This window comes from Pseudomethylobacillus aquaticus, from assembly GCF_003730115.1.
GTDB classification, from domain to species: Bacteria; Pseudomonadota; Gammaproteobacteria; order Burkholderiales; family Methylophilaceae; genus Pseudomethylobacillus; species Pseudomethylobacillus aquaticus.
This window is the reverse complement of the sequence record NZ_RJVP01000007.1, coordinates 1-26174: the sequence shown is the minus strand read 5'-3', so window position 1 is coordinate 26174 and position 26174 is coordinate 1. Positions and strand designations below refer to the sequence as shown.

23 protein-coding genes are annotated in these 26174 nt (G+C 57.1%); 15 read left to right on the top strand and 8 right to left on the bottom strand.

Translation table 11 applies throughout. The annotated features are described in order from the left end of the window. Positions 1-17: 17 nt before the first annotated feature. The 4 genes from ED236_RS11120 to ED236_RS11105 all read left to right on the top strand — a co-directional run bounded on the left by ED236_RS11120 (position 18) and on the right by ED236_RS11105 (position 4645). On the top strand, positions 18-899 hold the full coding sequence (locus tag ED236_RS11120) for a branched-chain amino acid ABC transporter permease (protein WP_123238062.1): 882 nt from the start codon (positions 18-20) through the stop codon (positions 897-899). 134 nt (positions 900-1033) lie between these two features. Next, positions 1034-2101 carry a branched-chain amino acid ABC transporter permease gene (locus ED236_RS11115; protein WP_123238061.1) on the top strand — a complete coding sequence of 356 codons (1068 nt, stop codon included), beginning with the start codon at positions 1034-1036 and terminating at the stop codon, positions 2099-2101. A gap of 170 nt (positions 2102-2271) precedes the next feature. After that, a complete protein-coding gene (locus tag ED236_RS11110) occupies positions 2272-3609 on the top strand; it encodes an ABC transporter substrate-binding protein (protein WP_123238060.1) in 1338 nt (445 codons plus the stop codon). A gap of 280 nt (positions 3610-3889) precedes the next feature. Continuing rightward, the gene (locus ED236_RS11105; protein ID WP_123238059.1) at positions 3890-4645 is read left to right on the top strand and encodes an ABC transporter ATP-binding protein; all 756 of its coding nucleotides are present in this window, start codon (positions 3890-3892) and stop codon (positions 4643-4645) included. A 180-nt stretch (positions 4646-4825) separates the two neighbouring features. Here ED236_RS11105 and ED236_RS11100 read toward each other — a convergent pair whose 3' ends face one another. The 4 genes from ED236_RS11100 to ED236_RS11085 all read right to left on the bottom strand — a co-directional run bounded on the left by ED236_RS11100 (position 4826) and on the right by ED236_RS11085 (position 9535). Beyond that, positions 4826-6097 (bottom strand): O-acetylhomoserine aminocarboxypropyltransferase/cysteine synthase family protein, encoded by a 1272-nt coding sequence (locus tag ED236_RS11100; RefSeq protein WP_123238058.1) that lies wholly within the window; start codon positions 6095-6097, stop codon positions 4826-4828. Between the two features lie 81 nt (positions 6098-6178). Next, positions 6179-7402: an SfnB family sulfur acquisition oxidoreductase gene (locus ED236_RS11095; RefSeq protein WP_240032132.1), complete on the bottom strand. Its 1224-nt coding sequence runs from the start codon at positions 7400-7402 to the stop codon at positions 6179-6181. A 44-nt stretch (positions 7403-7446) separates the two neighbouring features. After that, entirely contained in the window at positions 7447-8076 is a 630-nt protein-coding gene (locus ED236_RS11090; protein WP_205125680.1) for an OmpW/AlkL family protein, read from the bottom strand. A 358-nt stretch (positions 8077-8434) separates the two neighbouring features. After that, positions 8435-9535 carry a porin gene (locus ED236_RS11085; protein WP_123238056.1) on the bottom strand — a complete coding sequence of 367 codons (1101 nt, stop codon included), beginning with the start codon at positions 9533-9535 and terminating at the stop codon, positions 8435-8437. Between the two features lie 430 nt (positions 9536-9965). On the opposite strand from ED236_RS11085, the gene ED236_RS11080 reads away from it, so the two are divergent. Continuing rightward, a complete protein-coding gene (locus ED236_RS11080; RefSeq protein WP_123238055.1) occupies positions 9966-10949 on the top strand; it encodes a sulfate ABC transporter substrate-binding protein in 984 nt (327 codons plus the stop codon). 27 nt (positions 10950-10976) lie between these two features. Further along, a complete protein-coding gene (locus ED236_RS11075) occupies positions 10977-11837 on the top strand; it encodes an EAL domain-containing protein (RefSeq protein ID WP_123238054.1) in 861 nt (286 codons plus the stop codon). 141 nt (positions 11838-11978) lie between these two features. Here ED236_RS11075 and ED236_RS12410 read toward each other — a convergent pair whose 3' ends face one another. From ED236_RS12410 to ED236_RS11060, 4 genes are all read right to left on the bottom strand, one after another. Next, positions 11979-12266, bottom strand: a complete 288-nt coding sequence (locus ED236_RS12410) for a hypothetical protein (RefSeq protein ID WP_148042296.1) — start codon at positions 12264-12266, stop codon at positions 11979-11981. Between the two features lie 94 nt (positions 12267-12360). Then, entirely contained in the window at positions 12361-12807 is a 447-nt protein-coding gene (rcsF, locus tag ED236_RS11070; protein WP_123238053.1) for an Rcs stress response system protein RcsF, read from the bottom strand. A 65-nt stretch (positions 12808-12872) separates the two neighbouring features. After that, positions 12873-13346, bottom strand: a complete 474-nt coding sequence (locus tag ED236_RS11065; RefSeq protein WP_123238052.1) for a DUF2846 domain-containing protein — start codon at positions 13344-13346, stop codon at positions 12873-12875. A 259-nt stretch (positions 13347-13605) separates the two neighbouring features. Beyond that, the gene (locus ED236_RS11060; protein ID WP_240032131.1) at positions 13606-14883 is read right to left on the bottom strand and encodes a PQQ-dependent sugar dehydrogenase; all 1278 of its coding nucleotides are present in this window, start codon (positions 14881-14883) and stop codon (positions 13606-13608) included. Between the two features lie 273 nt (positions 14884-15156). On the opposite strand from ED236_RS11060, the gene cysT reads away from it, so the two are divergent. From cysT to ED236_RS11015, 9 genes are all read left to right on the top strand, one after another. After that, on the top strand, positions 15157-15999 hold the full coding sequence (gene cysT, locus ED236_RS11055) for a sulfate ABC transporter permease subunit CysT (protein WP_171001698.1): 843 nt from the start codon (positions 15157-15159) through the stop codon (positions 15997-15999). 6 nt (positions 16000-16005) lie between these two features. Beyond that, on the top strand, positions 16006-16908 hold the full coding sequence (gene cysW / locus ED236_RS11050; RefSeq protein ID WP_123238051.1) for a sulfate ABC transporter permease subunit CysW: 903 nt from the start codon (positions 16006-16008) through the stop codon (positions 16906-16908). Between the two features lie 2 nt (positions 16909-16910). Next, complete coding sequence (locus tag ED236_RS11045; protein ID WP_123238050.1) at positions 16911-17981, top strand: sulfate/molybdate ABC transporter ATP-binding protein; 1071 nt, start codon at positions 16911-16913, stop codon at positions 17979-17981. A 152-nt stretch (positions 17982-18133) separates the two neighbouring features. Then, the gene (locus ED236_RS11040; RefSeq protein ID WP_123238049.1) at positions 18134-19414 is read left to right on the top strand and encodes an OmpP1/FadL family transporter; all 1281 of its coding nucleotides are present in this window, start codon (positions 18134-18136) and stop codon (positions 19412-19414) included. A 153-nt stretch (positions 19415-19567) separates the two neighbouring features. After that, positions 19568-20716, top strand: coding sequence for a cyclopropane fatty acyl phospholipid synthase (gene cfa / locus ED236_RS11035; RefSeq protein WP_123238048.1), 1149 nt, complete (start codon positions 19568-19570; stop codon positions 20714-20716). A gap of 69 nt (positions 20717-20785) precedes the next feature. Continuing rightward, complete coding sequence (locus ED236_RS11030) at positions 20786-22264, top strand: DUF4118 domain-containing protein (RefSeq protein ID WP_123238047.1); 1479 nt, start codon at positions 20786-20788, stop codon at positions 22262-22264. Further along, positions 22261-22965 (top strand): response regulator, encoded by a 705-nt coding sequence (locus ED236_RS11025; RefSeq protein ID WP_338053175.1) that lies wholly within the window; start codon positions 22261-22263, stop codon positions 22963-22965. The genes ED236_RS11030 and ED236_RS11025 overlap by 4 nt, the downstream gene beginning before the upstream one ends. Positions 22966-23126: 161 nt before the next feature. Further along, complete coding sequence (locus ED236_RS11020; protein WP_123238045.1) at positions 23127-25016, top strand: potassium transporter Kup; 1890 nt, start codon at positions 23127-23129, stop codon at positions 25014-25016. A gap of 248 nt (positions 25017-25264) precedes the next feature. Next, positions 25265-26026, top strand: coding sequence for a hypothetical protein (locus ED236_RS11015; protein ID WP_148042295.1), 762 nt, complete (start codon positions 25265-25267; stop codon positions 26024-26026). The last annotated feature ends 148 nt before the right edge of the window (positions 26027-26174 follow it).

Below are 26174 nucleotides of genomic sequence, written 5' to 3'. Positions count from 1 at the left end.
AGCAGGCTGGAACAGAGATGAGTTTCTTCTTTGAAGTGTTGCTGGGTGGCTTGCTGGCCGGCGTGATGTATTCGCTGATCGCCATCGGTTTTGTGCTGATCTACAAGGCTTCCGGCGTGTTCAATTTCGCGCAGGGTTCCATGGTGCTGTTCGCCGCACTGACCTTCGTCAGCCTGCTGGAGCGCAGTGTGCCGTTCTGGGGCGCGTTCGTTTTCACGCTGCTGATCATGTTGGTGCTGGCCTGGGCTATCGAGCGTTTTGTGCTGCGGCAACTGGTCAACCGGCCGCCCATCACGCTGTTCATGGCCACGCTGGGTTTGAGTTACATCATCGAAGGTTTGGCGCAGGCGGTGTGGGGCGCGCAGGTGCATGGGCTGGATCTGGGTGTCAGCGACGAGCCGTTCGAGCTGGGTGGCATGCTGCTGTCGCAGTTCGACCTGTTCGCGGCCGCCGTTGCCGGCACGCTGGTGGTGTTGCTGAGCCTGCTGTTCAACAAGACACGTACCGGTATCGCATTGCGAGCCGTGGCGGATGACCAACTTGCCGCATTGGCAGTAGGCATACGCTTGCACAGACTGTGGCTGATCGTATGGGCCGTGGCCGGTGTGGTCGGCCTGGTGGCGGGTCTGCTGTGGGGTGCGCGGCTGGGTGTGCAGTTCTCGCTGTCGTTGATCGTCCTCAAGGCCTTGCCAGTGCTGATCATCGGTGGCTTTACCTCGATAGGCGGTGCCATCGTCGGCGGCCTCATCATCGGCGCCTCGGAGAAGCTGGCTGAGGTGTTCATCGGCCCCATCATCGGCGGCGGTATCGAAAACTGGTTCCCTTATGTGCTGGCCATGTTGTTCCTGCTGGTGCGTCCAGCCGGATTGTTTGGCGAGCGGGCGATTGAGCGGGTCTAGTGAATGCGCTTGATGACCGAGCCCGGTCAGAGCGCGGCCGTGAGCAAGCTTAAGCGTGCCTCGCTGAGTATTGCGTTGAATAAAGCATGACGTTGAATAAAACAGATCATGAATCAAAAGAGTGAGCGTATCTGATGTTGTATCGTGAATCCGGACAGTTCGTCACTAGCTACCGTGCTGACCAGCGCGTGTTCCGCCTCTGGCAGGAGCGCTGGGGCCTTGCCTTGCTGCTGGCGGTCGCCTTTGTGATGGTGCCGTTCATTGCCAATGACTACTGGTTCAGCGCCATCCTGATCCCGTTCCTGGTGCTATCGCTGGCTGGGCTGGGGCTGAATCTGCTGACCGGTTACGCTGGTCAGTTGTCACTGGGCTCGGCCGCGTTCATGGCTGTGGGTGCCTTTGCCGCTTACAACTTCCATCTGCGCATCGAGGGCATGCCCTTCCTGTTGAGCTTTGTGTTCGGCGGGCTGGCCGCAGCGGGTGTCGGCGTGATCTTTGGCTTGCCCAGCCTGCGCATCAAGGGCTTCTATCTACTGGTATCCACGCTGGCGGCGCAGTTCTTTGTGCAATGGGTGTTGACCAATTTTTCCTGGTTCTCCAACAACAGCAGTTCGGGCGTGATCACTGCGCCACAATTGATCATTGCCGGACATGATTTCAGCACACCGCTGGGCCGTTATCTGCTTACGCTCGGCATTGTGGCGGCGTTGACCGTACTTGCCCTCAGCATCGTACGCAGTGCGCTGGGCCGTAACTGGATGGCCGTGCGCGATATGGACACGGCCGCAGCGGTGATCGGCATCTCCATTGCACGAACCAAACTAGTGGCGTTCGCGGTGAGTTCTTTCTTTCTGGGCATTGCCGGTTCGCTGTGGGCGTTCACTTATCTGGGCACGGTGGAACCCCATGGTTTCGACCTGACGCGCTCGTTCCAGATCCTGTTCATCATCATCATCGGCGGCTTGGGCAGTGTGCTGGGTAATTTTCTGGGCGCGGCGTTCATCGTGCTGCTGCCTATCCTGCTGTCGAATATTTCCAACAACCTGCTGGCAGGCGCGATTGATCCAGGCCAGTTGGAGAATATCCAGAAGATCATTTTTGGCGCGCTGATCATTTTTTTCCTGATCAAGGAGCCGGATGGCCTGGCCAGAATCTGGCAATCGCTGAAACGTCGTGCGCGTGTGTGGCCGCTGCGGTTTTAGTCGTGTTAGCGCCCAAAACTGCGAATGATGAGACCACCTTGAGAAGGAGTCCCCGGATGTGTGATTAAGCTTGTTTGTTGGTCTAAGCCGCTGATTTTGCGCGGAAAACCGTCTTTTATATAACTAATTGTTTTATTGAAGTAAATTTATCAACGTAATGGAGTATTAAAATGCATGCAATTCTGAAAAAGAGCACGCAGTTACTGGCCGTGGCCAGCCTGGGTGTGATGCTGTTCTCGGCGAATGCCAGCGCAGCCAACGAGCAGTATTTCCCGCTGCAAAGCTATCGCATCGGGCCGTATGCCGCAGGCGGCACCGGCTTCTTCGGTGGCTTCATCGACTATCTGCAATATGTGAACGCCAAGGAAGGGGGCGTCAACGGCGTCAAATTCACCTGGAGTGAGTGCGAGACCGAATACGTGGTGGAGAAGGGCGTGGAGTGCTATGAGCGTCTGAAAAAAGGCCTTAACGGCGCACCGGCGGCCGCGACCAACCCACTGTCAGTGGGCATCGCCTACGCTACGCTGGAGCGTTCCACCGCTGACAAGCTGCCACTGATTACCATCAACCACGGTCGTACCGACTCTACCGATGGTAGTGTGTTTCCGTATGCGTTCCCGCTGCAACTCAACCCGTACAGTGAAGTGTCCGCCATCATCAACTACATCGCGGAAAAGTCTGGCGGTCTGGACAAGCTCAAGGGCAAGAAGATCGTCACGCTGTACCACGGCTCGCCATACGGCAAGGAAACCAGCCCCATTCTGGAACTGCTGGCCAAGAAGTATGGTTTTGAGCTGACCCTGCTGGAGGTGCCGCACCCTGGCAACGAACAGCAATCACAATGGCTGAACATCCGTCGCGCCAAACCGGATTGGGTCATCCTGCGTGGCTGGGGCGTGATGAACCCGGTGGCCTTGAAGACGGCACAAAAGACTGGCTTCCCGACCGATCGTATCATCGGCAACATCTGGAGCAACTCTGAAGAAGACGCAGCGCCAGCCGGTGCTGCAGCCAAGGGCTTCATCTCAATCACTACGCACCCGTCCGGCACCAATTTCCCGGTGCTGCAGGACATCGACAAGTTCGTGGTCAAGGCTGGCAAGGGCAACCTGCAGGATGCCAAGCGTTTCGGTACTGTGTATTACAACCTGGGGGTGGTGAACGGTATCCTTAACGTGGAAGCCGTGCGTGTGGCACAAGCCAAGTTCGGCAAGCGTCCGCTGACGGGTGAAGAAGTGCGTTGGGGCTTCGAGAACATCCGTCTCGACGATAAACGTCTGAAGGAACTGGGCGCACTGGGCCTGGTGCAGCCGCTCAAGCTGTCTTGCGCCGACCATGAAGGCGGTGGCGCGGTGCGCTTCCAGCAGTGGGATGGCAGCAAGTGGAATGTAATCTCCGATTGGGTACAGGCAGATCGCAAACTGCTGCGTCCTATCATCGAAGAATCCGCACGCCAGTACGCCAAGGAAAAGGGCATCACGCCGCGTGATTGCGGCAAGGAAGGCTAAGTACTGACATGGCCATGTCAGGGCACAGCTGGGCACGCGTTTGTAGCGAAGCAAACAGCAATGTTGTCTACCTGGCCAATCGAGTGATCAGGCCTCTTGCGGGGGCCCATCAGGCCGCACCGGGCGTCATGCCCGGCGTGTCGCCTGACGGTACGCTCTGTCCCCTGTGCGGACCGTATCGTCAGTTGATACCGGCACACGCCAGTAGCAAAACGTAAGTACAACAAGCAAAGAGCAAGACCATGAAAGCCATTGTGAACGCTATAGTGAAAGCTACCGTATGAGCACGGAACTGAGCAACGTCCCTATCCTGCAATTACAGTCCATCGAAGTGGTGTACGAAAAAGTGATCCTCGCCGTCAAGGATGTGTCTTTGTCCGTGGCCGCCAACAGCATTGTTGCCTTGCTGGGTGCCAACGGTGCCGGTAAGAGTACTACGCTCAAAGCCATCTCCGGCCTTGCCGCCGCACAGCGCGGGGAAGTGGTGCGTGGTCGTGTGCTATATCAGGGAGATGACATCACGCAGGCCAATCCGGCAGCGCTCGTGCAGGGCGGCCTGGTACAAGTACTGGAAGGCCGCCATTGCTTCGCCCACCTTGGGGTGGAAGAGAACCTGATCACCGGTGCACTGATCAAACGCCCCACTGCCAGTGTTCTGAAACAACAACTGGAACGTATCTACCATTATTTCCCGCGACTCAAAAAACTGCGCAAGAACCTGGCGGGCTACGCCTCGGGCGGCGAACAGCAGATGGTCGCCATCGGTCGTGCGCTGATGGCAGAGCCCAAACTGGTACTTCTGGACGAACCCTCAATGGGCCTCGCCCCGCTGGTGGTGGAAGAGATCTTCGACATCATTGGCAACCTCAACCAGCAGCAAGGCGTGAGCTTTTTACTGGCCGAGCAGAATGCCAGCATCGCGCTGAAATATGCGCATCACGGCTACGTGATCGAGAATGGACGCGTCGCTGCACACGGCACAACGCAAGAACTCAAGGCACGCAGTGATTTGCAGGCCTTGTATCTCGGCATCTGAGATTTGATACCAGTGGTTACGGCGATCTCGTACATACTAATTGAATAGCAGCATACGCATCAGCAGTATTAACGCGGCTGCCAAACAGCCAGATTGTTGAATCTTGATCACAAAAGCCATAAATTAAGAACGGGCAGCCAGGCTGCCCGTTCTTGCTGTTACAAACCACGATCAGGTGAACTAAACCTGTGCCAATGCCTGTTCCAGATCTGCGATCAGGTCATCCACATGCTCTATGCCTACTGAAAGTCTTACCAGATCTTCACTCACGCCAGCTTTGGCCAGCTCTTCCGGATTCAGTTGACGGTGCGTGGTGGTGGCCGGGTGGCATGCCAGGCTCTTGGCATCGCCGATGTTCACCAGGCGTGTGAACAGTTGCAATGCGTCGATGAAACGTGTGCCGCCTTCTTTACCGTGTTCAACGCCGAATGACAGGATGCCGGAGGCGCGGCCGCTGAGGTATTTGTCCACCAGTGCGCGATCCGGGTGGTCTGCCAGGCCGGCGTAGTTGACCCATTTCACCCTGGGGTGTTGCTTGAGGTATTGCGCAATGCGCAGTGCATTGTCACTGTGGCGTTCGATGCGTAGTGGCAGGGTTTCCAGGCCTTGCAGGATCAGGAAGCTGTTGAACGGACTGATGGCAGCGCCGGTGTTGCGTAGCGGTACAACGCGGGCACGCGCGATATAAGCTGCCGGTCCGAGCACCTCCACATAGTTCACACCGTGGTAGCTGGGGTCTGGCGTGTTTAGGCTGGGGAAGCGTTCCTTGTGCTCGCCCCATGGGAATTTACCACTGTCGATGATCACGCCGCCGATGGAGTTGCCGTGCCCGCCTATGTATTTGGTCAGCGAGTGCACGACGATGTCCACGCCATGCTCGAACGGGCGCGCCAGGATAGGGGTCGCGACGGTGCTGTCCACGATGACAGGTACGCCATGCTTGTGGGCGATGCGGCTGATGGCTTCCAGGTCGACCACATTGCCGAGCGGGTTGCCGATGGTTTCGGCGAACACCAGTTTGGTTTTGTCATCAATGAGTTTTTCCAACGCATCCGGGTCGCGGTAATCGAAGAAGCGGACTTCGATGCCTTGCTTGGGCAGGGTGTGTGCGAAGAAGTTATAGGTGCCGCCGTACAGCGTGGAGACCGAGACGATGTTATCGCCTGCTTCGGCGATGGTCTGGATGGCGTAAGTGATGGCGGCCATGCCGGAGGCCAGCGCCAGCGCGCCGATGCCACCTTCCAGCTGTGCCAGACGTTCTTCCAGCACTGCGGTGGTGGGGTTCATGATGCGTGTGTAGATGTTGCCTTGTACCTTGAGGTCGAACAGGTCGGCACCATGCTGGGTGTTGTCGAACGCGTATGAGCTGGTCTGGTAGATGGGCACGGCCACCGCCTTGGTGGTCGGGTCCGGGTTATAGCCCGCGTGGATGGCCAGGGTTTCAGGTTTCATGCACTTCCTCCTTCTGGGAAATTTTTGTGCGTTTACTATAAACCCGGCATCAGGCCGGGTTTATGCCGTTTAGTCAGTTGCTTATAACCAGGGGTGACGTGGCGGATTGGTGTTGTTGAGGTAGTAATTGCCGATGGCGTGGAATTTCCAGCGCACCGGGTCGTGCAAGGTGTGCGTGCGGGCATTGCGCCAATGGCGGTCAAGGTTGAACTCTTCCAGCGTGGAGCGTGTACCACCCAGTTCGAACAGCTTGTTACTGGCCAGCAGCGCAACCTCGGTGGTGAGGACCTTGGCTTCGGCGACGGCGATTGAGGCGGCCGCCACGCTTTCTTCGCTGGGCTCCAGTGCGGCGGCATCCAGACGATAGGCTGCGCGTTCCAGCAAGGCTTCGGCGGCATGCAAACGCAGTTCCAGGTCGCCCACCTGCTGAATGGTGTACGGGTCGTCGCTGGCACGCTGGATGTTCTGCGCATCGATCCATGGACGAGCCGAGCTGCGCACATAGTCCAGCGTGGCGTTGATGCTGCCGACGGCGATGCCGGCATCCACTGCGGCCTGGATGAACTGCGAGCTGGGGCCACCGATGGTGGGGCGCGCAAACGCCCGGTAGATAGGTACTACATGCGCTGCTGGCACGCGTACATTGTCGATCACCACGGTGCCACTGGCGGTGGTGCGCTGACCAAAGCTGGACCAGTCATTCACTACCGTCAGGCCAGCAGTGCCTTGCTCGGCCAGTGCCAGGTGGGGCAAGCCTTCTTCCGTCACTGCGACGATAGGAATCCAGTGCGCCAGAAGTGCGCCAGTGGCAAAGAACTTGGTGCCATTCACCACGTAATCGGCGTTGTCGGGTTTGATGAGGGTGGCGAACTCAGCCACAGTGCGGCTGCCTTTTTCTGAAAAGGCATTGCCGAAGCGCGCGCCGCGCAGTACCAGGTCAAAGAAGAAGCGTTTTTGATCTTCGTTGGCATCCAGGATCAAGTGCTCGATGATGACCAGATGGTTCTGCGGCAACTGGCCCAGCGATGGATCAACAGCGGAGATGATCTTGATGACTTCGCCCAGCGTGCGGTAGGAAACGCCTGCACCGCCATATTGCTTGGGCACGGTGATGGCCCACAAGCCGCTTTGCGAGAAGGCGTCCAGCTCGGCGATCGGCAGGCGACGTTCACGGTCGCGTTGTGCAGCTTCCTTGGCGAATTCGGCTGCCAGTTTGTGGGCGATTTCGATGGCCTCGACATCGGATTTGATGCGATAGGCGATGGTGGTCAGTACTGGTTTTTCCAGTGTGGTGGGTGTGCTCACGAATTTACTCCTTAATTTAGATAACAAAGACATGGCTGGCCGCCTTAGAAGCGGTAGCCGACGTTGATGCTGTACACCGTCGGGTTGACATCGACATCGCCCACGTCATTACCATTGATGCGCACCTTGGTGTTGATGCGCGCATAGCGCACGTCCGCACCGATGGTCCAATGGTTGTCGATGGCATAATCAAGGCCAGCCTGCAGGGCTGGGCCCCATGAATCGTCCAGCTTGAGCTTGTCGCCACTGTCGAGTTTTTCGTCGACAAAGGCGGTGTAGTTGAGGCCTACGCCAACAAACGGGCGTAGCGTGGCTTCGGGGCGGAAGTGATATTGCAGACTCAGAATAGGTGGCAGGTGCTTGGTTTCACCGGCACGGCTGCCATTGACATTGATCTGATGTTTGAACGCCAGGCCGCCTAGCAGATCGATGGCCCAATTAGGCGTGATGAAATAAGCCAGATTGACGGTGGGGCCGGTACGATTGTCGATGGTGATATCAGCTGCATGGCCGATGATGCTGCCATTATCGGATTTCGGCACGATCAGTGATGCGCCAGCGCGTACTTGCCAAGGGCTCAGTGTGGTCTCGGCCCAGGCACTGAGGCTGCTGAGGGACAACAAGGCGCCAGTCAGCACTACGGAAAGTTGGAACGGTATTGGTAATGCTTTCAAAATAAATCTCCTGGTATCAAATGAATAAGTGAATAACTCTCCGTGCCGTGCTGCTGTCAGGTTTTGCACATGCTTTGATCTTTTACAGTTATTACTTTTGCAGCAATCGGGCCAACTTATAACTTATTGAATTTATATGGATTATGTTTTTATGCGATGTGGGTGATCCAGCAGGCTGCTGCAAACGTGCTGTAAATGGCGTGGTGATTGGTGTCAACTAAAGTGGCTGGCGAATAACTGGCGTACAAATCAAAAGGCGAATAAAAACGCCTGTGACGCCAGGGGTAGCGGCGACACAGGCGCATGGCGAAGATCGCCAAAGATGTCAGGCTGCAGTAGCCTGAATAACGGAAGTGACTTAGAAGAAGTGCGCGACGTGGAACAGCACTTTCACGCCGTTGATATCAGCTAAGCCTTGGTCTTGCGACTGCTTGAAGTAGAAGGTGTCGATACGCACATTGCTGCCGTTGATCAGGTAGCTGGCACCCAGGTCATAACGCTTGGTATTGATGTTGGTGGTTTCGTTATCGAAGTCCTGGTACACCACCTTGGGCTGGATCTTGCCGATGCCGACCTTTTGCGGGAAGGTATAGCTGCCCAGCACGAAATAGCCCTTGCCTTGAGGCGCAGTGATGTCAGCGGTGTCGTCATTGTTATAGTCGTAATACGAGGCTTCCGCGCCTACTACTCCCCCACCTGCCACCGCTTTTTCCAGACGGCCATCCAGGTTCCAGTAGCGGTAGTCACCGGGGTTCACAAGCGTGCCTGCGCCGTCTTTCTGGAAGCGGTAGGAACCACCGACCGAGAGGATGGACTTGGCCCCATCATAGCTGGCCAGGTTGTAAAAGCCGGGTTCTGCATCCCAGAAGTTGTATTGCAGGCGCCCGGCATAGGACAGGTTGTCCGACTGATTGGAGCCGCCTTCGCGTCCCTTGAATGCGCCCACCTGATACTTCAGCTTTTGATCGGCAGTGGCGCCCCATAGCGTGGCGCCATCATCACGGCCACCAAAGCGGTTCGGTGCCTGTTCCACTAATGGAAAGTCGAAGGTCGGTGGGTAGGCTGGTGCAGAAGCGGAGGCGCGGCTGGCGGGTGGCAGGAAGCGGCCCAGCCACACATTTACATAGTGATTGAGCTCCAGGCCTACATGGCCGTCGAGGATCTCCACTTTGTTGTCAGCGGAGTTACGTGCCACGTTCAACTCGAACGATACGTATTCATGCACCTTGCCGTTGGTGTAAAGACGCGCCTCTTCCAGCTCAAAGTCCTTGGAGCGACTTTTGCCATTAGGTGCGCCATCTTCGATCGAACTGAAGCTGGCACGAAAGGCGGTGCCGATATTGATGAACTGGTTCTCATCACGCTGGAATGTAGCAGCCTGGCTGGGCAGACTGGTTGTCCACAAGGCCGCCATAACGGCAAGCGTGGTCCAGCGTGGCTGTAAGGATAGATTTTTCATTGCTTTCACCCTGAGTAATTAATGACGTCTATGTGCTGATGTTGTTGTGGCATTGCGGGATGTAAGGCCCGACACGCTCCTGAGAGCAGCACTGGTTTACTGATGGCAGGATGTGTGCCATCTTTTTATATATAAATAAATCAATGACTTGAGAATTTTTTGAAGATTTATATGCTGATTGGGAAGCAGCCTGCTAAATAGCTGCCTGTGATGCAGCAGAAGGCTTGGGCCATGAGGCCTTGTTGCTTTTAAAGGAGTGACGTTCGACTGGAAGGTCGGGTCAGGCAGCGTGCCAATGCCTATCTGGTTGCTGATGATCTGCTGTGTTTATAGTTTTTATTGTTATATTTATATTTAATTATATTCTTTTACATTGTTTTAACGGCTGATTACAGTGCGCTCATTCCATAGATAAACCGATGAGAGCCTCATGTTCAAGAAGTTAGCCATTGCCGCGTTGCTATTTGCAGGCAGCGCCCACGCCGACCAATCCCTGCTGAATGTTTCCTATGACGTGACGCGCGAGTTCTACAAGGATTTCAATCAGGCTTTCATCAAGGATTGGCAGCAAAAGACCGGCAACAAGGTCACCATCAACCAGTCGCATGGCGGTTCCAGCAAGCAGGCACGCTCTGTGGTGGACGGTCTGGAGGCCGACATCATCAGCATGAATCAGGCGACCGACATCGATATCCTGTATGAGCGTGCCAGGCTGATCCCCAAGGACTGGCAGAAGCGCCTGCCGTATGGCAGCGCACCAACGGCATCCACCACCGTATTCCTGGTGCGCAAGGACAACCCCAAGCGCATCCGCGACTGGGACGATCTGATCAAGCCCGGTGTTGCCATCGTGATCCCCAACCCCAAGACCTCAGGCAATGGCCGCTACAGCTATCTGGCGGCATGGGGTTATGTGGTGAAGAAGGGCGGTGATGAGGCCAAGGCCAAAGAGTTTGTCGCCAGGCTGTTCAAGAACGTGCCCGTACTGGACGTCGGCGGCCGTGGCGCGACCACCACCTTCGTGCAGCGCGGCATTGGCGATGTGCTGCTGACGTTCGAGAACGAAGTGGCGCTGATCAAGAAAGAGTTCGGCGCTGATCAGTTCGACGTGGTCTACCCATCGGTGAGTGTGCTGGCCGAGAACCCGATCGCGCTGGTGGACAAGGTGGTCGACAAGCGCAAGACGCGTGCGCTGGCACAGGCGTATCTGGATTACCACTACAGCGAAGCCGGGCAGGAGCTGGCCGTCAAGCATGCACTACGCCCACGCGTAGAAGCGATTGCGGCCAAACATCAGGCGGATTTCCGGGCGCTGGACCTGTTCACCATCGACGAAGTGTTCGGCGGCTGGACCAAAGCCCAGAAGACCCATTTCGCCGATGGCGGCCTGTTCGACCAGATCTATCTTAAGTAACTGTTGAAGCAAAAAAGGATCATCAACATGACTCAGACCTTGAGCCACCTGGAAGCACTGCGCGCCCAGCTGCGTGAGGCCCTGTTCCTGGACCTGGACGACTACGGCCTGGAAGAGCCGGAAGGCGGGCTGTTCACCAGCCGCTTCCTGGGCATCGAGCTGAACAGCGCGTTCCAGGCCATCTACGATAGCGCCGCAGGCGAGCTATTCGGTCATGAAGCACTGCTGCGCCCTTCATTGGGCCGCGAGCAGACCATCAGCCCGGAATTTGCCTTCAGCTATGCCGAGCAGGCGGGCCGCCTGGTCAAGTTCGATCGCATCGCCCGCACCCTGCATGTGCTGAATTTCCGTCAGATCCACGCCGAGAACGGTCTGCTGTTCCTCAACGTGCACCCCAGCCTGCTACTGAGCGTGAATGCACATGGCCGCGTGTTCGAGCGCATCCTGCATACCAATTCGGTGCCCACCAAGCGCGTGGTGATCGAGATCCGTGAACATGTGATCGAGCAGGACAAGCAGTTGCAGGACGCGGTGCAGAATTACCGCGAACGCGGCTACCACATCGCCATCGACGGGTTTGGTGCCAAGCGCTCCAACCTGGACCGCTTGTGGAAACTGTCACCTGAGTTCGTCAAACTCGACCATAGCCTGATCCAGGAGGCAGAGCAGCATGCGGGCCTGCGCAAAGGGCTGGTGAATCTGGTGAGTCTGGTGCGTGACCTGGGCGCGCAGCCCGTGATCACCGGCATTGAAACCCAAACGCAGCTGGAGATCGCCATCCAATCCGGCGCCACGCTGCTGCAAGGCTATCTACTGGGCAAGCCGTCGATTGCCCGCGAGCTGCAAACCCCCCAGGTTTTCAGGCCCACCATACGCGTGGCGGCTTAAGTCCGTAGTCCCTGCTTTACTGCAATACCGTTGTTTGGCTTTACCTGCTCTTTAGCTCTATGCAATTCAACTCTCCTCCTCAAGCTGGCCGCGCAGTGCGTGGTCAGCTATTTTTTATACCTGAAAAAGTAGCAGAGTTATTCATATTGAGTCAGTCTGACTTTTCTTGCTTAGCTTACTCGAGTCGAGTTCTTTCCCTGTAAATAGCCCGCCAGAAAATCCAATAATTGCGAAAAGAATATTTGCAACAACTTGGCTATCTAGCTTGCCTGCTGCGAATAAAAGCGAGGATACAACTAAAACTAAAAGCAATAAAAACGAGCTAGTTGCAAACCTACCAAACCCTTTAGTTTTTGTAACAAAAAATCCAACTAATGCAACAATACTCACTACGAAAATTGAAAGCAGAAGTAAATTAGTAATTTCCATTTGTTCTCTTCAATTAGCTAAATAGCATCGGTATTTATGGTGAGGTTCTAAGTAAATTTTTGATTTATATCAGTCTTTAATGGCAATGTTAGATTTATTCAAACTTAATTGCCTCTGCAGTACAAGTGACACTTTCCCAGCAGTTGTAAGTTGTTGTTGTTCCACGTGGGTGGTCGCACTGTAAGTTTGCAATCCCATCGGCTCCCAGTTGTTGTGCCCAATAGCGAGCCTGAAATACTGCATCACTTTTCGTTGCTGCATGGTCCCATGCTTTATTTTTGCAAGAAATACCTTCAACGATATTCATAACCTTAAACTTGCGGCCGATGAGTTGAGTTTGGTTGTAAATCTCTACTTTATTTACTTCTCTCCGCTGATCGGGTGGCATGCCTTCCATTTTTACTACCGGTACATTTGCACCACATCCTGCTAGTAACATTATTGCCAACCAAAAAGTGATTTTATCTTTGATGTGTATGTAGATATCCTTAACAAACCAAATATTTAAGATCAGTTTCCCCACCTGGTGTTGTATACGCATTGTTCATTTTCGATACCCGATCCGGCGTGATACGCTGCACTATTGCGCCCAACAATGATTGAAAGCTACTTCGCGGGCGTGCCCAAGACAGGGGTCTCTTGAGCAAGCTTACACTCCAGCACGCCTTTCTTGCCTTCTTCTTCGCTCACTTGCTTGAGCCCTGCTCCACCTACGAAAGCACCAAGCTTGATGTATTGCTGCACAAAATAATGCATGCCCTGCTGCGCTTCAATAGCAACTTTGTTGTCGCTGAACTCCGACTCGGTGGCGATCTCGTGCGTGCCCGGATCCAGTTCCTTGTAGAAGTAGGTATTAGGTGCCGATTCGCCGATCACCGTGCCGTCAATGGTGATGGTTTTTTTCAGCGCAGCGCCGAACGACGAGTTTCTGTAGATGTATAAACCGGCTTTTCCTTCGGTTGGCGCAGAGAATTCTTTCCTTGTTTTATCCAGATCCCCCGAAGCCATCGGCACACTGGCACAGCCGGAAAGGTACAGTGAGGCCACGACGGCGATGCAACTCAGAATTTTCTTGAACATGACGGTTTTGTCTTTCTAATTATTTGGTTAAAGATGAACGTGCAGTGCTGCAAGCGTTGTACAGCGCAATAACCAACGGGCATTGCGCCGTATGCGTCTTGTTCTTTTGCGACACCCGATCCGGCGCAATACGCTGCGCTATTGCGCCCTACAAGCTATTGCGCCCTGCAACAACCGGCAGCCATGTCGATCAAGGCGAAGTTACAACCTAAGTGCTGGCGCTTGCGCTGGCAATTCCCCCAAAGGTATTAGCCAGCAGCTAATCCGAGATCAGCAGCTGGTTGTGGTCTGTTTTCAAGTAGAAGGTGCCGCTCTGGTCGATCTGGATCTCGCGGATGCGGTAGCCTTGCAGCACAGGCTCGGCGTAGACCAGCGCGCTGCCTTCTTTCTTGATGCGCAGCAGGGTGGTGTTGGCCATGCCGGCCACGAACAGGTCGTTATCCCAGTAGTCATTGCGGCCGGTGGAGGGGTATTTGGCGACTGGGCCCACGCCTATGGAGGGCAGAAAGGTCATGGCGGGTTTTTCGTAGCCTTCGTGGCTGTTGAATTTGTTGCCGTAGTAGCCACCCATGCCGTCGCGCTCGTAGATGGTGCCGTAGCTGACGATAGGCCAGCCATAGTTCTTGCCGCGTTTGATCAGGTTGATCTCGTCGCCACCACGCGGGCCGTGTTCGGCTAGCCACAGTTCGTTGCTCTCCCGGTCAAAATACAGGCCGCCCGAGGGCGAACGGAAGCCCACAGCGTGGACTTCAGCGTTGAGTTGCTGCAGATTGATGCGGATGACTTTGCCCACCGAGGTGGTCTTGTCCTGCACGCGTTCCGGCTTGGAGAAATCGCCGATGCTGAGGTAGAGCGTGTTGTCGTTCTCGCCCAGCACCAGTTTGCCGCCGACCTGGTGACCGAGGATGGGTTCCTTGATGGCGGGGCGGCTCAGGTAGATCTCGCGCTGGAACACCACATCACTATTGATCAGGTCCACTTCGTATTCGGTCACGGCCAGGCGCACGCCGTTCTGGTTGTCGTCCCAGGTGGTGTAGGCCACGTAGAGCGATTTGCCTACCAGCAGACTGTCCTTCACGCCAGACAGGTCTTTGCAGTACACCACCTTTTTGCTGCTGCTTTCGTCGGGCGAGCTTTCGTTGCCCGGAATGAACTTGGTGAGCGGAGCGCCGGGTTTGATCAGGGTGAGCTCGCCATTGAGGCGGGTGAAGTACACCTCGCCGCATTTGCTGATGAACAGGAACACGTTCTTGTCCAGGCGCTCGAACGGGCCGCTGGGGTATTGGTCATCGAACGGGATGCGGTATTCCTTCAAGTTTTGCGAACCATATACCGAGGCGATCTTGGGTGGCTCCACCACGGGTTCTTCCACGGCCTGAGGGCTGGGGTTGAAATCCGGTGCGTAGATGGGCAGCGGGTTGGCCGTGTCGGCTGCTTGTTCACTGGCTGGCTTTTGAGTGACGGGCCTGCTGGTGTCGGCGGGTGTTTGCTGGGCGTTGTCGGCAGTGTGGCCGGCCATGCTGGCGGTGATCATCATGATGGCAATAGCAGTTATTTGTAGCCAATTGCTTAGTGCATGCTGCATCTATCTACATCTCCAATGGCGTGTTTTTTACGCATCAGCCTCGACTATAACGCAGGCTTTGCTGCCAATGCCATGCTGAATTTGCCGTAATTCAGCCTTCAATGCGGTCGGCACTGCCTGCTTAATAACTTATTCGTATAAAAATATAAAAAATCAGTCTTTTTGAAAATTAAGACGCTCTGCTACATTACGAGCCGTTTTGACGCACCCATAAAAGGCAGTTCAATGGCAACAACCATACGCAAACACAGGAATGTTCTGCCCGGTTTCCGGCTTTCGCTGGGCTACACCATCCTTTACTTAAGCCTGATCGTGCTGATCCCGCTGGCGGCCACCTTTCTCAAGACGGCGGAGCTGAGTTTTGCCGAATTCTGGGCGGTGGTGACCGCGCCACGCGTGGTGGCTTCTTATAAGCTGACCTTTGGCGCCTCCCTGCTGGGCGCGCTGATCAACGCGGTATTCGGCCTGCTCACCGCCTGGGTGCTGGTGCGCTACACCTTTCCGGGCAAGAAGATCGTCGATGCGCTGGTGGACTTGCCGTTCGCCCTGCCCACGGCGGTGGCCGGTATCGCGCTGACCGCTGTTTACGCAGGCAATGGCTGGATAGGCAGCCTGCTGGAGCCCAACGGCATCAAGGTGGCCTTTACCCCGCTGGGCGTGGTGGTGGCACTGACCTTCATCGGCCTGCCTTTCGTGGTGCGTACCGTGCAGCCGGTGCTGCAAGACCTGGAAGCCGAGACCGAAGAGGCCGCCGCCAGCCTGGGTGCCAACCGCTGGCAGACTTTCCGCAAGATCATCCTGCCTGCCGTCTGGCCGGCCCTGTTGACCGGGTTTGCGCTGGCGTTTGCGCGCGCTGTGGGTGAATACGGCTCGGTGATCTTCATTGCCGGCAACATGCCCATGGTGTCCGAGATCACGCCGCTCATCATCATCACCAAGCTCGAACAATATGACTACACCGGCGCGACTGCGGTGGCCGTGGTCATGCTGGTCATTTCCTTCCTGCTGTTGCTGGCCATCAATGGCCTGCAATGGTGGAGCAGTCACCGTCATCAAGCCTCAAGGTAAGCCGCCATGTCTGGAGTAACGAATATTTCGCAATACAGCCGCTACAACGCCAGGGTGGCACGTAGCCGCGCCACCTCGGAACCGGCGTGGATACGCTGGGCCCTGATCGCCGTGTCACTGGCTTTTCTTACCCTGTTCCTGTTCGTGCCGCTGGCTGCCGTGTTCACCGAGGCGTTCCGCAAGGGCTACGAGGTCTACCTCAATGCGCTGATCGAGCCGGATGCGCTGTCGGCCATCAAGCTCACCTTGATCGCGGCGGGCATCGCGCTGCCGCTCAACCTGGTGTTCGGGGTGTCGGCGGCCTGGGCCATCGCCAAGTTCGAGTTCAGAGGCAAGAGCGTGCTGATCACGCTGATCGACCTGCCGTTCGCAGTGTCGCCGGTGATCGCTGGTTTGATCTATGTGCTGATCTTCGGGTTGCAGGGCTGGTTCGGCGAGTGGATGTCCGCGCATGATTTCAAGGTGATCTTTGCCATCCCCGGCATCGTGCTGGCCACCATCTTTGTGACCTTCCCGTTCATCGCCCGAGAGCTGATCCCGCTGATGCAGGCCCAGGGCAAGGACGAAGAAGAAGCTGGTCTGGTGCTGGGTGCCAGCGGCTGGCAGGTGTTCTGGAAGGTGACGCTGCCCAATATCAAGTGGGGTCTGCTGTACGGCATCATCCTGACCAACGCTCGGGCCATGGGCGAGTTCGGCGCGGTGTCGGTGGTGTCCGGCCATATCCGTGGCCTGACCAACACCATGCCGCTGCATGTGGAGATCCTCTACAACGAATACAACTACGCGGCAGCGTTCGCCGTGGCTTCCCTGCTGGCGCTGCTGGCACTGGTGACATTGGCATTGAAGAGCTTCATCGAATGGCAGACCGCGCGTCAGGCCAGCGATAACGAAAAACTGGCTGAGGAATAATCATGAGTATTGCAATCAAGAATGTAGTCAAGAATTTTGGCAGCTTCAGCGCGCTGAACGATGTCAGTGTGGATGTGCCCAGCGGCGAACTGGTCGCCTTGTTGGGGCCATCCGGTTGCGGCAAGACCACGCTGCTGCGCATCATCGCGGGCCTGGAAACCCCGGACACCGGCAATATCCTGTTCAACGGCACGGATACCACAGACCGTGATGTGCGCGAGCGCCAGGTCGGTTTCGTGTTCCAGCACTATGCGCTGTTCCGGCACATGACCGTGTTCGAGAACGTGGCCTTCGGCCTGCGTGTGCGGCCGCGCAGCACGCGCCCCACCGATGCCGAGATCCACCGTCGCGTACATGAATTGCTGGAGCTGGTGCAGCTGGACTGGCTGGCAGACCGCTACCCACCGCAATTGTCTGGTGGTCAGCGTCAGCGTATCGCCCTGGCCCGCGCGCTCGCGGTCGAGCCTAAAGTGCTGCTGCTGGACGAGCCGTTCGGTGCGCTGGACGCCAAGGTGCGCAAGGACCTGCGCCGCTGGCTGCGTCGTCTGCATGATGAACTGCACATCACCAGTGTGTTCGTGACGCACGACCAGGAAGAAGCGCTGGAAGTGGCGGACCGCATCGTGGTGATGAACCACGGCAAGGTGGAGCAGATCGGCACGCCGCAGGAGGTGTATGACAAGCCAGCGTCCCCGTTCGTATACCAGTTCCTGGGCAATGTGAACCTGTTCCACAGCCGCGTGAATGCCGGTCGTGCCAGCATCGCCGACATCGAGCTGCAGATCGACAGCCACCATGACACCCAGGACAGCGCCGCCTTTGCGTATGTGCGTCCGCATGACATCGACATCCAGAAAGAGCGCGGTAGTCAGCCTGCGTTCGAGGCCACGGTGACCTATGTGCACGCCATCGGCCCGCTGGTACGCCTGGAGCTGCAACGCGCGGACAACACCGAGCTGATCGAGGCCGAACTGACACGGGAACGTTTCCGCGAGCTGGACATTACCGAAGGCGCCCGTGTGTTCATACAGCCGCGCAATGTGCGTGTGTTTCTGGACCAGAAGAGCGCCTGATCCACAAGTGAGCATGATCGACAGCAACTGAGCTTGAGGCGCGTGCTATCACGGCGAGCGCCTTAAGCCTCAGCAAGCCCACCCGACCACAGGAGGCTAGTGCAAACGCACTGGCCTTTTTTGTTTTTTAGACTGAACAGGAGTATTGAAACATGCATCCATTTAAACGTCTTTCGCTGCAAGGTCTGACGCTGGCTACGCTGTTGGCCGCGGGGCAGGCACACGCCACCAATGGCTATTTTGCGCATGGCTACGGCATCAAGGCGCTGGGTATCGGTGGTGTCGGTATCGCCCTGCCGCAGGATGCGCTGGCGGCTGCTACCAACCCGGCTGGCATGGCGCTGGTGGGTGACCGCATCGACCTCGGCCTTACCTGGTTCAACCCGGACCGTGATGTGACGCTGCGCAATACGGCAGGCGGTAGCGGCGCGCTGGATGGCCGTTATGACGGCAACGACACCGAGCATTTCTTCATCCCGGAGTTTGGCTATAACCGTGTCGTCAGTGACCAGGTGACGCTGGGTGTGAGCGTGTATGGCAATGGCGGCATGAACACCGACTACAAAAATGGCATCCCGTATTTCAACGGCACGGGCAGCCGCACCGGCATCGACTACGCGCAGCTTATCGTGGCCCCTACCGCGACATGGCGTCTCAACGAGCGCAACGTGATCGGCCTGTCGCTGAACCTCGCTTATCAGCGTTTTGAAGCGCGTGGCTTGCAGAACTTCGACAATCCATTTTTCAGTGCCTCGCCGGGCAAGGTCACCGATAACGGTCACGATAATTCCTATGGCGCTGGCCTGCGCCTGGGCTGGATCGGCCAGGTCAACGATGCGGTGACACTGGGGGCCACCTATCAAACCAAGACCTACATGAGCAAGTTCGACAAGTACCGTGGCCTGTTCGCGGAGGGCGGCGATATCGACATCCCGGCTAACTACGGTGTCGGTATCGCCATCAAGACCACGCCCAGGCTGACCATTGCGGCGGACGTGCAGCGCATCTTGTATTCGGATGTGGATGCCATCGGTAATCTGTCCTTGAGCAATCTGTTTGCAGGCAATGCCGTGGGCTCGGCGAACGGGCCAGGGTTCGGCTGGCAAGATGTGACGGTGTTCAAGCTGGGCGCGCAGTATGCCTACAGCGATAGCCTGACCCTGCGTGCCGGGTATGACCACAGCTCGCAACCCATCCGCCGCAGCGAGACACTGTTCAATATCCTGGCGCCGGGCGTGGTGCAGGATCATGTCACGCTGGGTGCCACCTGGACGTTGCAAAACAAGGCAGAGTTGTCGTTCTTCTTCGCGCATGCCTTCAGCGAACGTGTGTCTGGCAGTGGCTCCATCCCGGCTGCCCCGTTCGGTGGCGGTGAGGCGGATCTGCGCATGAACCAGAACGCGCTGGGCATCGCCTACGGCTGGAAACTCTAGTCCGGACCCGCCAGGTCATCGGCCAGCAAACTGGCTGCTTTGCATTCTGCAACAGCACTCCGTAATTCGACGTAGTTTGTGGGCAGGTGGCTAGTCAATGAGTGCCAGGCAATGCTATGTTAAAGGCGTCAGACAACGACTCCCTTACACAACATGGCAAATGGTCTAGCATCCAAGCAGCGACCGCCGGAAGTGCTGGTCGCATTGTTCGCCGAGGCGGGCATCACCCTGAACGGGGATGCCCCCTGGGATATCCAGGTCAGTGATGACAAGGTGTATCGACAGATCCTGTCGCGTGGCTCGCTGGGCTTCGGGCAGGCCTATATGCAGGGGCAATGGCAGTCCGCTGCGCTGGACGAGACCATGCTGCGCCTGTTGCAAGCAGGCGTGGACAACAAGCTGGGTGGCTGGGCCAGGCTGCGCTTGTTATGGGCGGTGATCCGCCACCGCGCGTTCAATCTGCAGTCGCAGCAGCGCGCGTTCCAGGTGGCAGAGGCGCACTACGACATTGGCAATGATGTGTTCGAGGCCATGCTGGACCCCACCATGAGTTACTCCTGCGGCTACTGGCAGCATGCCCATCAACTTGCCGAGGCCCAGACCCACAAGCTGGACATGATCTGCCGCAAGCTGCAGTTGCAGCCGGGTGAACGGCTGCTGGAGATCGGCTGCGGCTGGGGTGGTCTGGCGGCCCATGCCGCGCGGCATTACGGCGCCGAAGTGCTGGGCGTGACCGTGTCAGTGGAACAGCAGAAACTGGCGCAGCAGCGCTGTGCCGGGCTGCCAGTGCGCATCGAGCTGATGGATTACCGGCAGCTGGCCGGCAAGTTCGACAAGCTCGTGTCGGTGGGCATGTTCGAGCATGTAGGCCAGAAGAACTACCCGGTGTATTTCGACACCGCCTCGCGCCTGCTCAAGACGGACGGCCTGTTCCTGCTGCACACCATAGGCAATTACCGCACTTCCTACCGTACCGATCCGTGGATAGAGCAGTACATCTTCCCTAACGGTAAAGTGCCTTCGGCGCGCCAGCTGGCCCATGTGCTGGAGAATCGCTTCATCATCGAGGACTGGCACAACTTCGGCCAGGATTACGACAAGACCCTGATGGCCTGGTGGGAGAATTTCGACCGCGCCTGGCCCGGCCTGCAACACCGCTACGACATGGTGTTCTACCGCATGTGGAAGTATTACCTGATGTGCTGCGCGGCTTACTTCCGCTCACGCCAGGGGCAGTTGTGGCAGTTGGTGCTGAGCAAGCGCGAGCGCAGCCAGATGTACCGTTCCATGCGCCCTGGTTGAGCGCTGCAAGCCGATTGCTGCCCTGCGCCGCGTGTATGATGGCGCTATCGTGATTCCTTCTGATTCCGTATGAGAGCTGCCTGGCTAGACGCGCTGTTCATCCTGGTGTTGCTGGCCTTGGTGACCTGGCTCGCCCATGCGCAGTTTGCCGTGCTGGGCATGGCCACCAGCCTGATGTTGTACCTTGCGGTGATGCTGCTGGCCGCCTGCCGTTTGCCGTTGTGGCCTGCGCTGGGCATGGCGGTCATCGCCAGCATCACCATCAATTACTTTCTGATAGACCCGCGCTATACCTTTGCGGTTGCCGACCTGGCCTCCTGGGCAGCACTGGCGGGGTTTTTATTACTGGCGCTGGTGGTCACCTCGCTGGTGCGGCGCTTGCGTCAGCAGACACAGCAGGCCGAAGCGGCACGCGCACAAGCCGAACTGGCTCGCCAGCTGGCTGACCACCTGGCCTTGTGCGATGACGCCCAGGCCATGTTGCGCAGCAGCACGGCGCTGCTGCGCTTGCATACCGGTTTGCCCATGCAGATGCTGCGTTTGCAGCTGGACGGTACGCTGAGTTCGTTGGAACCAACAGGTGAGCCCATCACGGTCAATCCGGCGGCAGTGCGCTGGGTGATGCAGAACGGCAAAGCCTTGGGGCCGGGCACCGCCAACTGGCCGGAAGCGGAAAGCAGTTTGCTGCCCTTGCTGCAATTGCCCAGTGAGGCGCCCGTGTTATGGTTGCCGCCATCCACTGCAGCCAGTGACTGGCTGCCGCAGTTACGCAGCCTGCTGGGCCAGATCGGCCTGGCTTACCAGCGGCTCAACACTCAAGCCGAGGCACGTGCCCTGGAGCGCAAAGCCGAGCGCGAGGCGCTGCATAACACCTTGCTATCCTCCCTTTCGCATGACATGCGCACGCCGCTCACGGCCATCCTGGGCGCCAGCAGCACTTTGCTGTATCAGGCCGACGCGCTGGATGCCGCCGCGCAGCAGCGTCTGCTGCAGGCTATCCGTAGCGAAGCGCTATATCTGGATGACGCCACCGACAACATCCTCGGGCTGGTGCGGCTGGGTCAGGCTGATAGGTCGATCACGCTGGACTGGCAATCGGCAGAGGAGATCGTGGCCGATGTGCTGGCACGTTACCGTCAGCGTGTCACGACTGTGGAATTGCAGGCCGAAGTGGGCAGCGAACTGCTGATCCGTGCCGATGCGCGCCTGCTGACACAGGCACTGGCCAACCTGATCGACAACGCACTGGTGCAACATCAGGGTAGCGCGCCGTTGCTGATACAAGCGTATAGGCTGGATGGCCGCGTGCGACTGGCGGTGGCGGACCGTGGTCCAGGCTTCCCGGCGGGGTTCAGCGTGAACAGCATCGAGCGATTCGCCCAGCCTTTGCAGCCCGGACGTGTGCGACAAGGGCGCGGGTTTGGCCTGGGGCTGGCCATCGTGCAGGCCATTGCCGGGCTGCATCAGGCCGAGCTCTGCATCACAGCCCGTGACGGTGGCGGCAGCGTGGTCAGCCTGGTGTTTCCGCCGCAAACGGTGCCAGCATGATGAACCCCTCTCCTGTCTCTGTACACAGCCTGCTGGTGGTGGAAGACGATGCGCAGATCCGTGATTTTCTGCAGTTGTCCTTGCGTGCTGCAGGCTATGTGCCGCTGCTGGCACGCACGCTCGCTGAGGCGCTGCAGCTGTGGCAGGACAAGCAGCCTGCCATGCTGATCCTGGACTTGGGCCTGCCGGATGGCGATGGCCTGAGCTTGATCCAGACGCTGCGTGCACGCTCCGACCGGCCCATCCTGGTGCTCAGTGCGCGCCAGTCCGAGCAGGATAAAGTGCAGTGCCTGAACCAGGGTGCGGACGATTATCTGGCCAAGCCCTTCGGTGTGGACGAACTGCTGGCGCGTATCCGTGTGGCCTTGCGGCGCATGGAGCGCATGCAGCTGCGCGACCAGCGTTATCTGGTCGAGGCGCTGCAGATCGATCTGGCCGATGGCCTGGTGCGCCTGCACGGCGAGACGCTGCACTTGAGCCCGCTGGAATACAAACTGCTCATGCAGTTGGCGCAGCATGCCGGTCGCGTGATGACACACCGGCAATTGCTGCAGGCGGTGTGGGGTGCGGAATATGTGGATGACACCCATTACCTGCGTATCCACATGGGGCGCTTGCGCGCCAAGATCGAGCGTGACCCGGCTGCGCCGCGTTATCTGATCACCGAGTTGGGCATAGGCTACCGGCTGGCGGCCAGCTAGGCCGGGATTGCCCTGCTTTTCGGAACGGCTTTTTCAGAACGGCATGCTATAGCCCACAGCCTTGAAAACAGCGCCTGAATTTAGCCTGTAAACAGCGCGCGTTTATGCGCTTGATATACCGGCCATGCGTCAATAGGCACTCCTGAAACCCGGAGGCCATCATGCCACACACCTCAGATGCTGCCATCAAACGCAGCACCACCGCAGCGCTAACACTGGGCGCCATCGGTGTCGTTTACGGCGACATCGGCACCAGCCCGCTGTATACCATCAAAGAGATCTTTGCCACGCACACTGGCGTGGCGCTTACTCAGGCCAACATCCTGGGCGCCATTTCATCCGTGTTCTGGGCGCTGATGCTGGTGGTCACCCTCAAATATGTGCTGCTGGTGCTGCGCGCAGACAATAAAGGCGAAGGCGGCATCATGGCACTGCTGGCGCTGGCCTTGTCCTCGGTCAACGCCGCGTCACCCACACGTAAATGGCTGATGCTGATCGGCGTGTTCGGTGCGGCGCTGTTCTACGGGGACAGCATCCTCACACCGGCCATCTCGGTATTGTCGGCGGTGGAAGGCCTGCAGATCGCCGCGCCTGCCCTGGCCGACTATGTGTTGCCGATCTCGGTGACCATCCTGATCGCCTTGTTTGCCTTGCAGCGCTACGGCACCAGCGTGGTAGGTGGCGCGTTCGGGCCTATCATCATCGTCTGGTTCACGGTGCTGGGTGCGATAGGCATTTGGCATATAAGTCAGACCCCCGGTATCCTGGCGGCGCTTAACCCCATGTATGCGTTCCAGTTCCTGACGGATCGCGGCCCCGGCGTGTTTTTGGCGGTGGGTGCCATCGTGCTGGCCATCACTGGTGCCGAGGCGCTGTATGCCGACATGGGCCACTTCGGTCGTCCTGCCATCCGCATCGCCTGGACTGGTTTGGTGTTGCCTGGCCTGGCGCTGAATTATCTGGGGCAGGGCGCGTTGCTGCTGCGCAAGCCGGAGGCGGTCAGCAACCCGTTCTATCTTTCCTTCCCGGAGCCTTTGCTGATCCCGGCGGTGATCCTGGCCACGCTGGCCACCATCATCGCGTCACAAGCAGTGATCTCCGGCGCGTATTCGGTGACGCGTCAGGCCATGCAGCTGGGTTTCCTGCCGCGCATGCGCATCGTGCAGACCTCGGCCGCCGAGTCCGGCCAGATCTACATGCCCGCCATCAACTGGCTGCTGTTGCTGGGCGTGATCATCGTGACCGTCAACTTTGGTAGCTCTTCGGCGCTGGCCACGGCCTACGGCATCGCGGTCACCGGCACCATGCTCATCACCACCTTGCTGACCTTTTTTGTGATCCGTCATGGCTGGCGCTATCCGCTGTGGCTGGCGGCAAGCGCGACCGGCTTCTTCATGTTGCTGGACGGCATGCTGCTGGCCTCCACCTCGGTGAAATTCCTGCAGGGCGGCTGGTTCCCGGTAGCGCTCAGCCTGGTGCTGCTGCTCATCATGTGGACCTGGAAACAGGGCCGCCAGATGCTGCTGCAACGCATCAAGCAAGATGACCCAAAACTGGAAGATTTCATCGCGCACCTGGGGCGTAGCGGCGTGCGGCGCGTGGAGCGCACCGCCGTGTTCCTGGTATCCGACCCCAGCAGCGCGCCACAAGCGCTGATGCACAACCTCAAACACAACCAGGTGCTGCATCAAACCAACCTGCTGGTGACAGTGCTGTTTGACGATGTACCGCAAGTGCCTGCACGCGAACGCGCGCAGGTCAGCGCGCTGGCGCAAGGCTTCTGGCAGATCACGCTGCGTTACGGCTTTATGGACAGGCCGGATATCCCGCAGGCGCTGGGTGCGCTGCAACTGTCTGGCGTGGAGATCGACCTGTTCGCAACCTCCTACTTCATCAGCCGCGAAGTGGTGGTGCCGATCGCGGATGGGCAGATGGCCAAGTGGCGTGAGAACCTGTTTGCGCTGATGTCACGTAACGCCAGCAGCGTGGTGGAGTATTTCAATATCCCGCTCAATAGCGTGATCGAGCTGGGGTCCAGGGTGCATATCTAGCCTTGTGGGGCAGGCTCGTTATAGCCGTGTGTTGAATAAAACTGCGGCGTATCCGAAGTAGATATCCTCTGAAAATTTGCTTGTATGCAATAAAGCTTGATACCACATAAGTGGTATCAGGCTTTATTTTCATTATAGAAGTATTGTTTTTTTTACTATTGAGGAATAGAAAACAAGAGGTGGTGGGTAATCTATTTTTGCAATGTATATGATCACCCTCTGAATAAATTACATCAGGGAGAACACACATGAAAATGACAATTATTTGCCTGTTGTGCATCGCGCTTTGCGCGTGTGGGACTTTGCAGAACAGTATGCGTAATCAGTTTTACAAAGGTTATTCGGTTGGTAAGCTGGATACGAACGTAAGCGATTATTATAAAGTGTGTAAGACGGGGACCCCTGAGGTTGACTGCAAAACGGAAGCTGTGAACAAGGCGATGATGCAATCGATCCATCTTTGTACCGAGCATGTCAGCAGTATCTATGGTAACGAAGCAGCCTTTAATATCTCTACCGGCACTTTGGCTGCACTCACTTCGGGCTGGGCTGCAATAAGTACAGGTGGCCAGGCATCTACCCTGTCTGCTATTTCAGCATTCACTAGTTCAGGAAAGTCACTTGTCAATGAGACCGTATACAAAAATATGATTACAACGGCGATTGCGACCAAGATAAGCGAGGTGCGTGCGACAAAAGGTAGCGCGCTACGTCAAACTTTGACTACAGGACAGTCCTCATTAAGCCAACTTGATTATGACCTGCTTGATTTTCACCAGAGCTGTTCGTTCATGACGGGCTTAGAGCTTGCGCTCAAGGAAGGAACCGAGACTTCACCCGTTAGCAAACTGATGCAACTGGAGCAACGAAAACTTCAGTTGCAAAACTTGCTAGGCGTTCGTGAATCCATGGATGTGAATAAGAAAGACCAAAAACTGCAAGATTCATTAACGAATGATCTGACGCAACTCGATGAGCAGATCAAAGTATTAAGAGCTGTAGTCAAGTAAGCTTTGCTGCTTAATTGTAGTAGTTCCGATTTGATCTGACAGTAGGACCTTGCCAAAGGGTGGGGTTACCCGGTTTGATAGAGGTGCGAATCTTTATCAACCAAGCGCGTAAGCGCAGAGGAGTAACCCCATGAGTAGTGTTCAACAG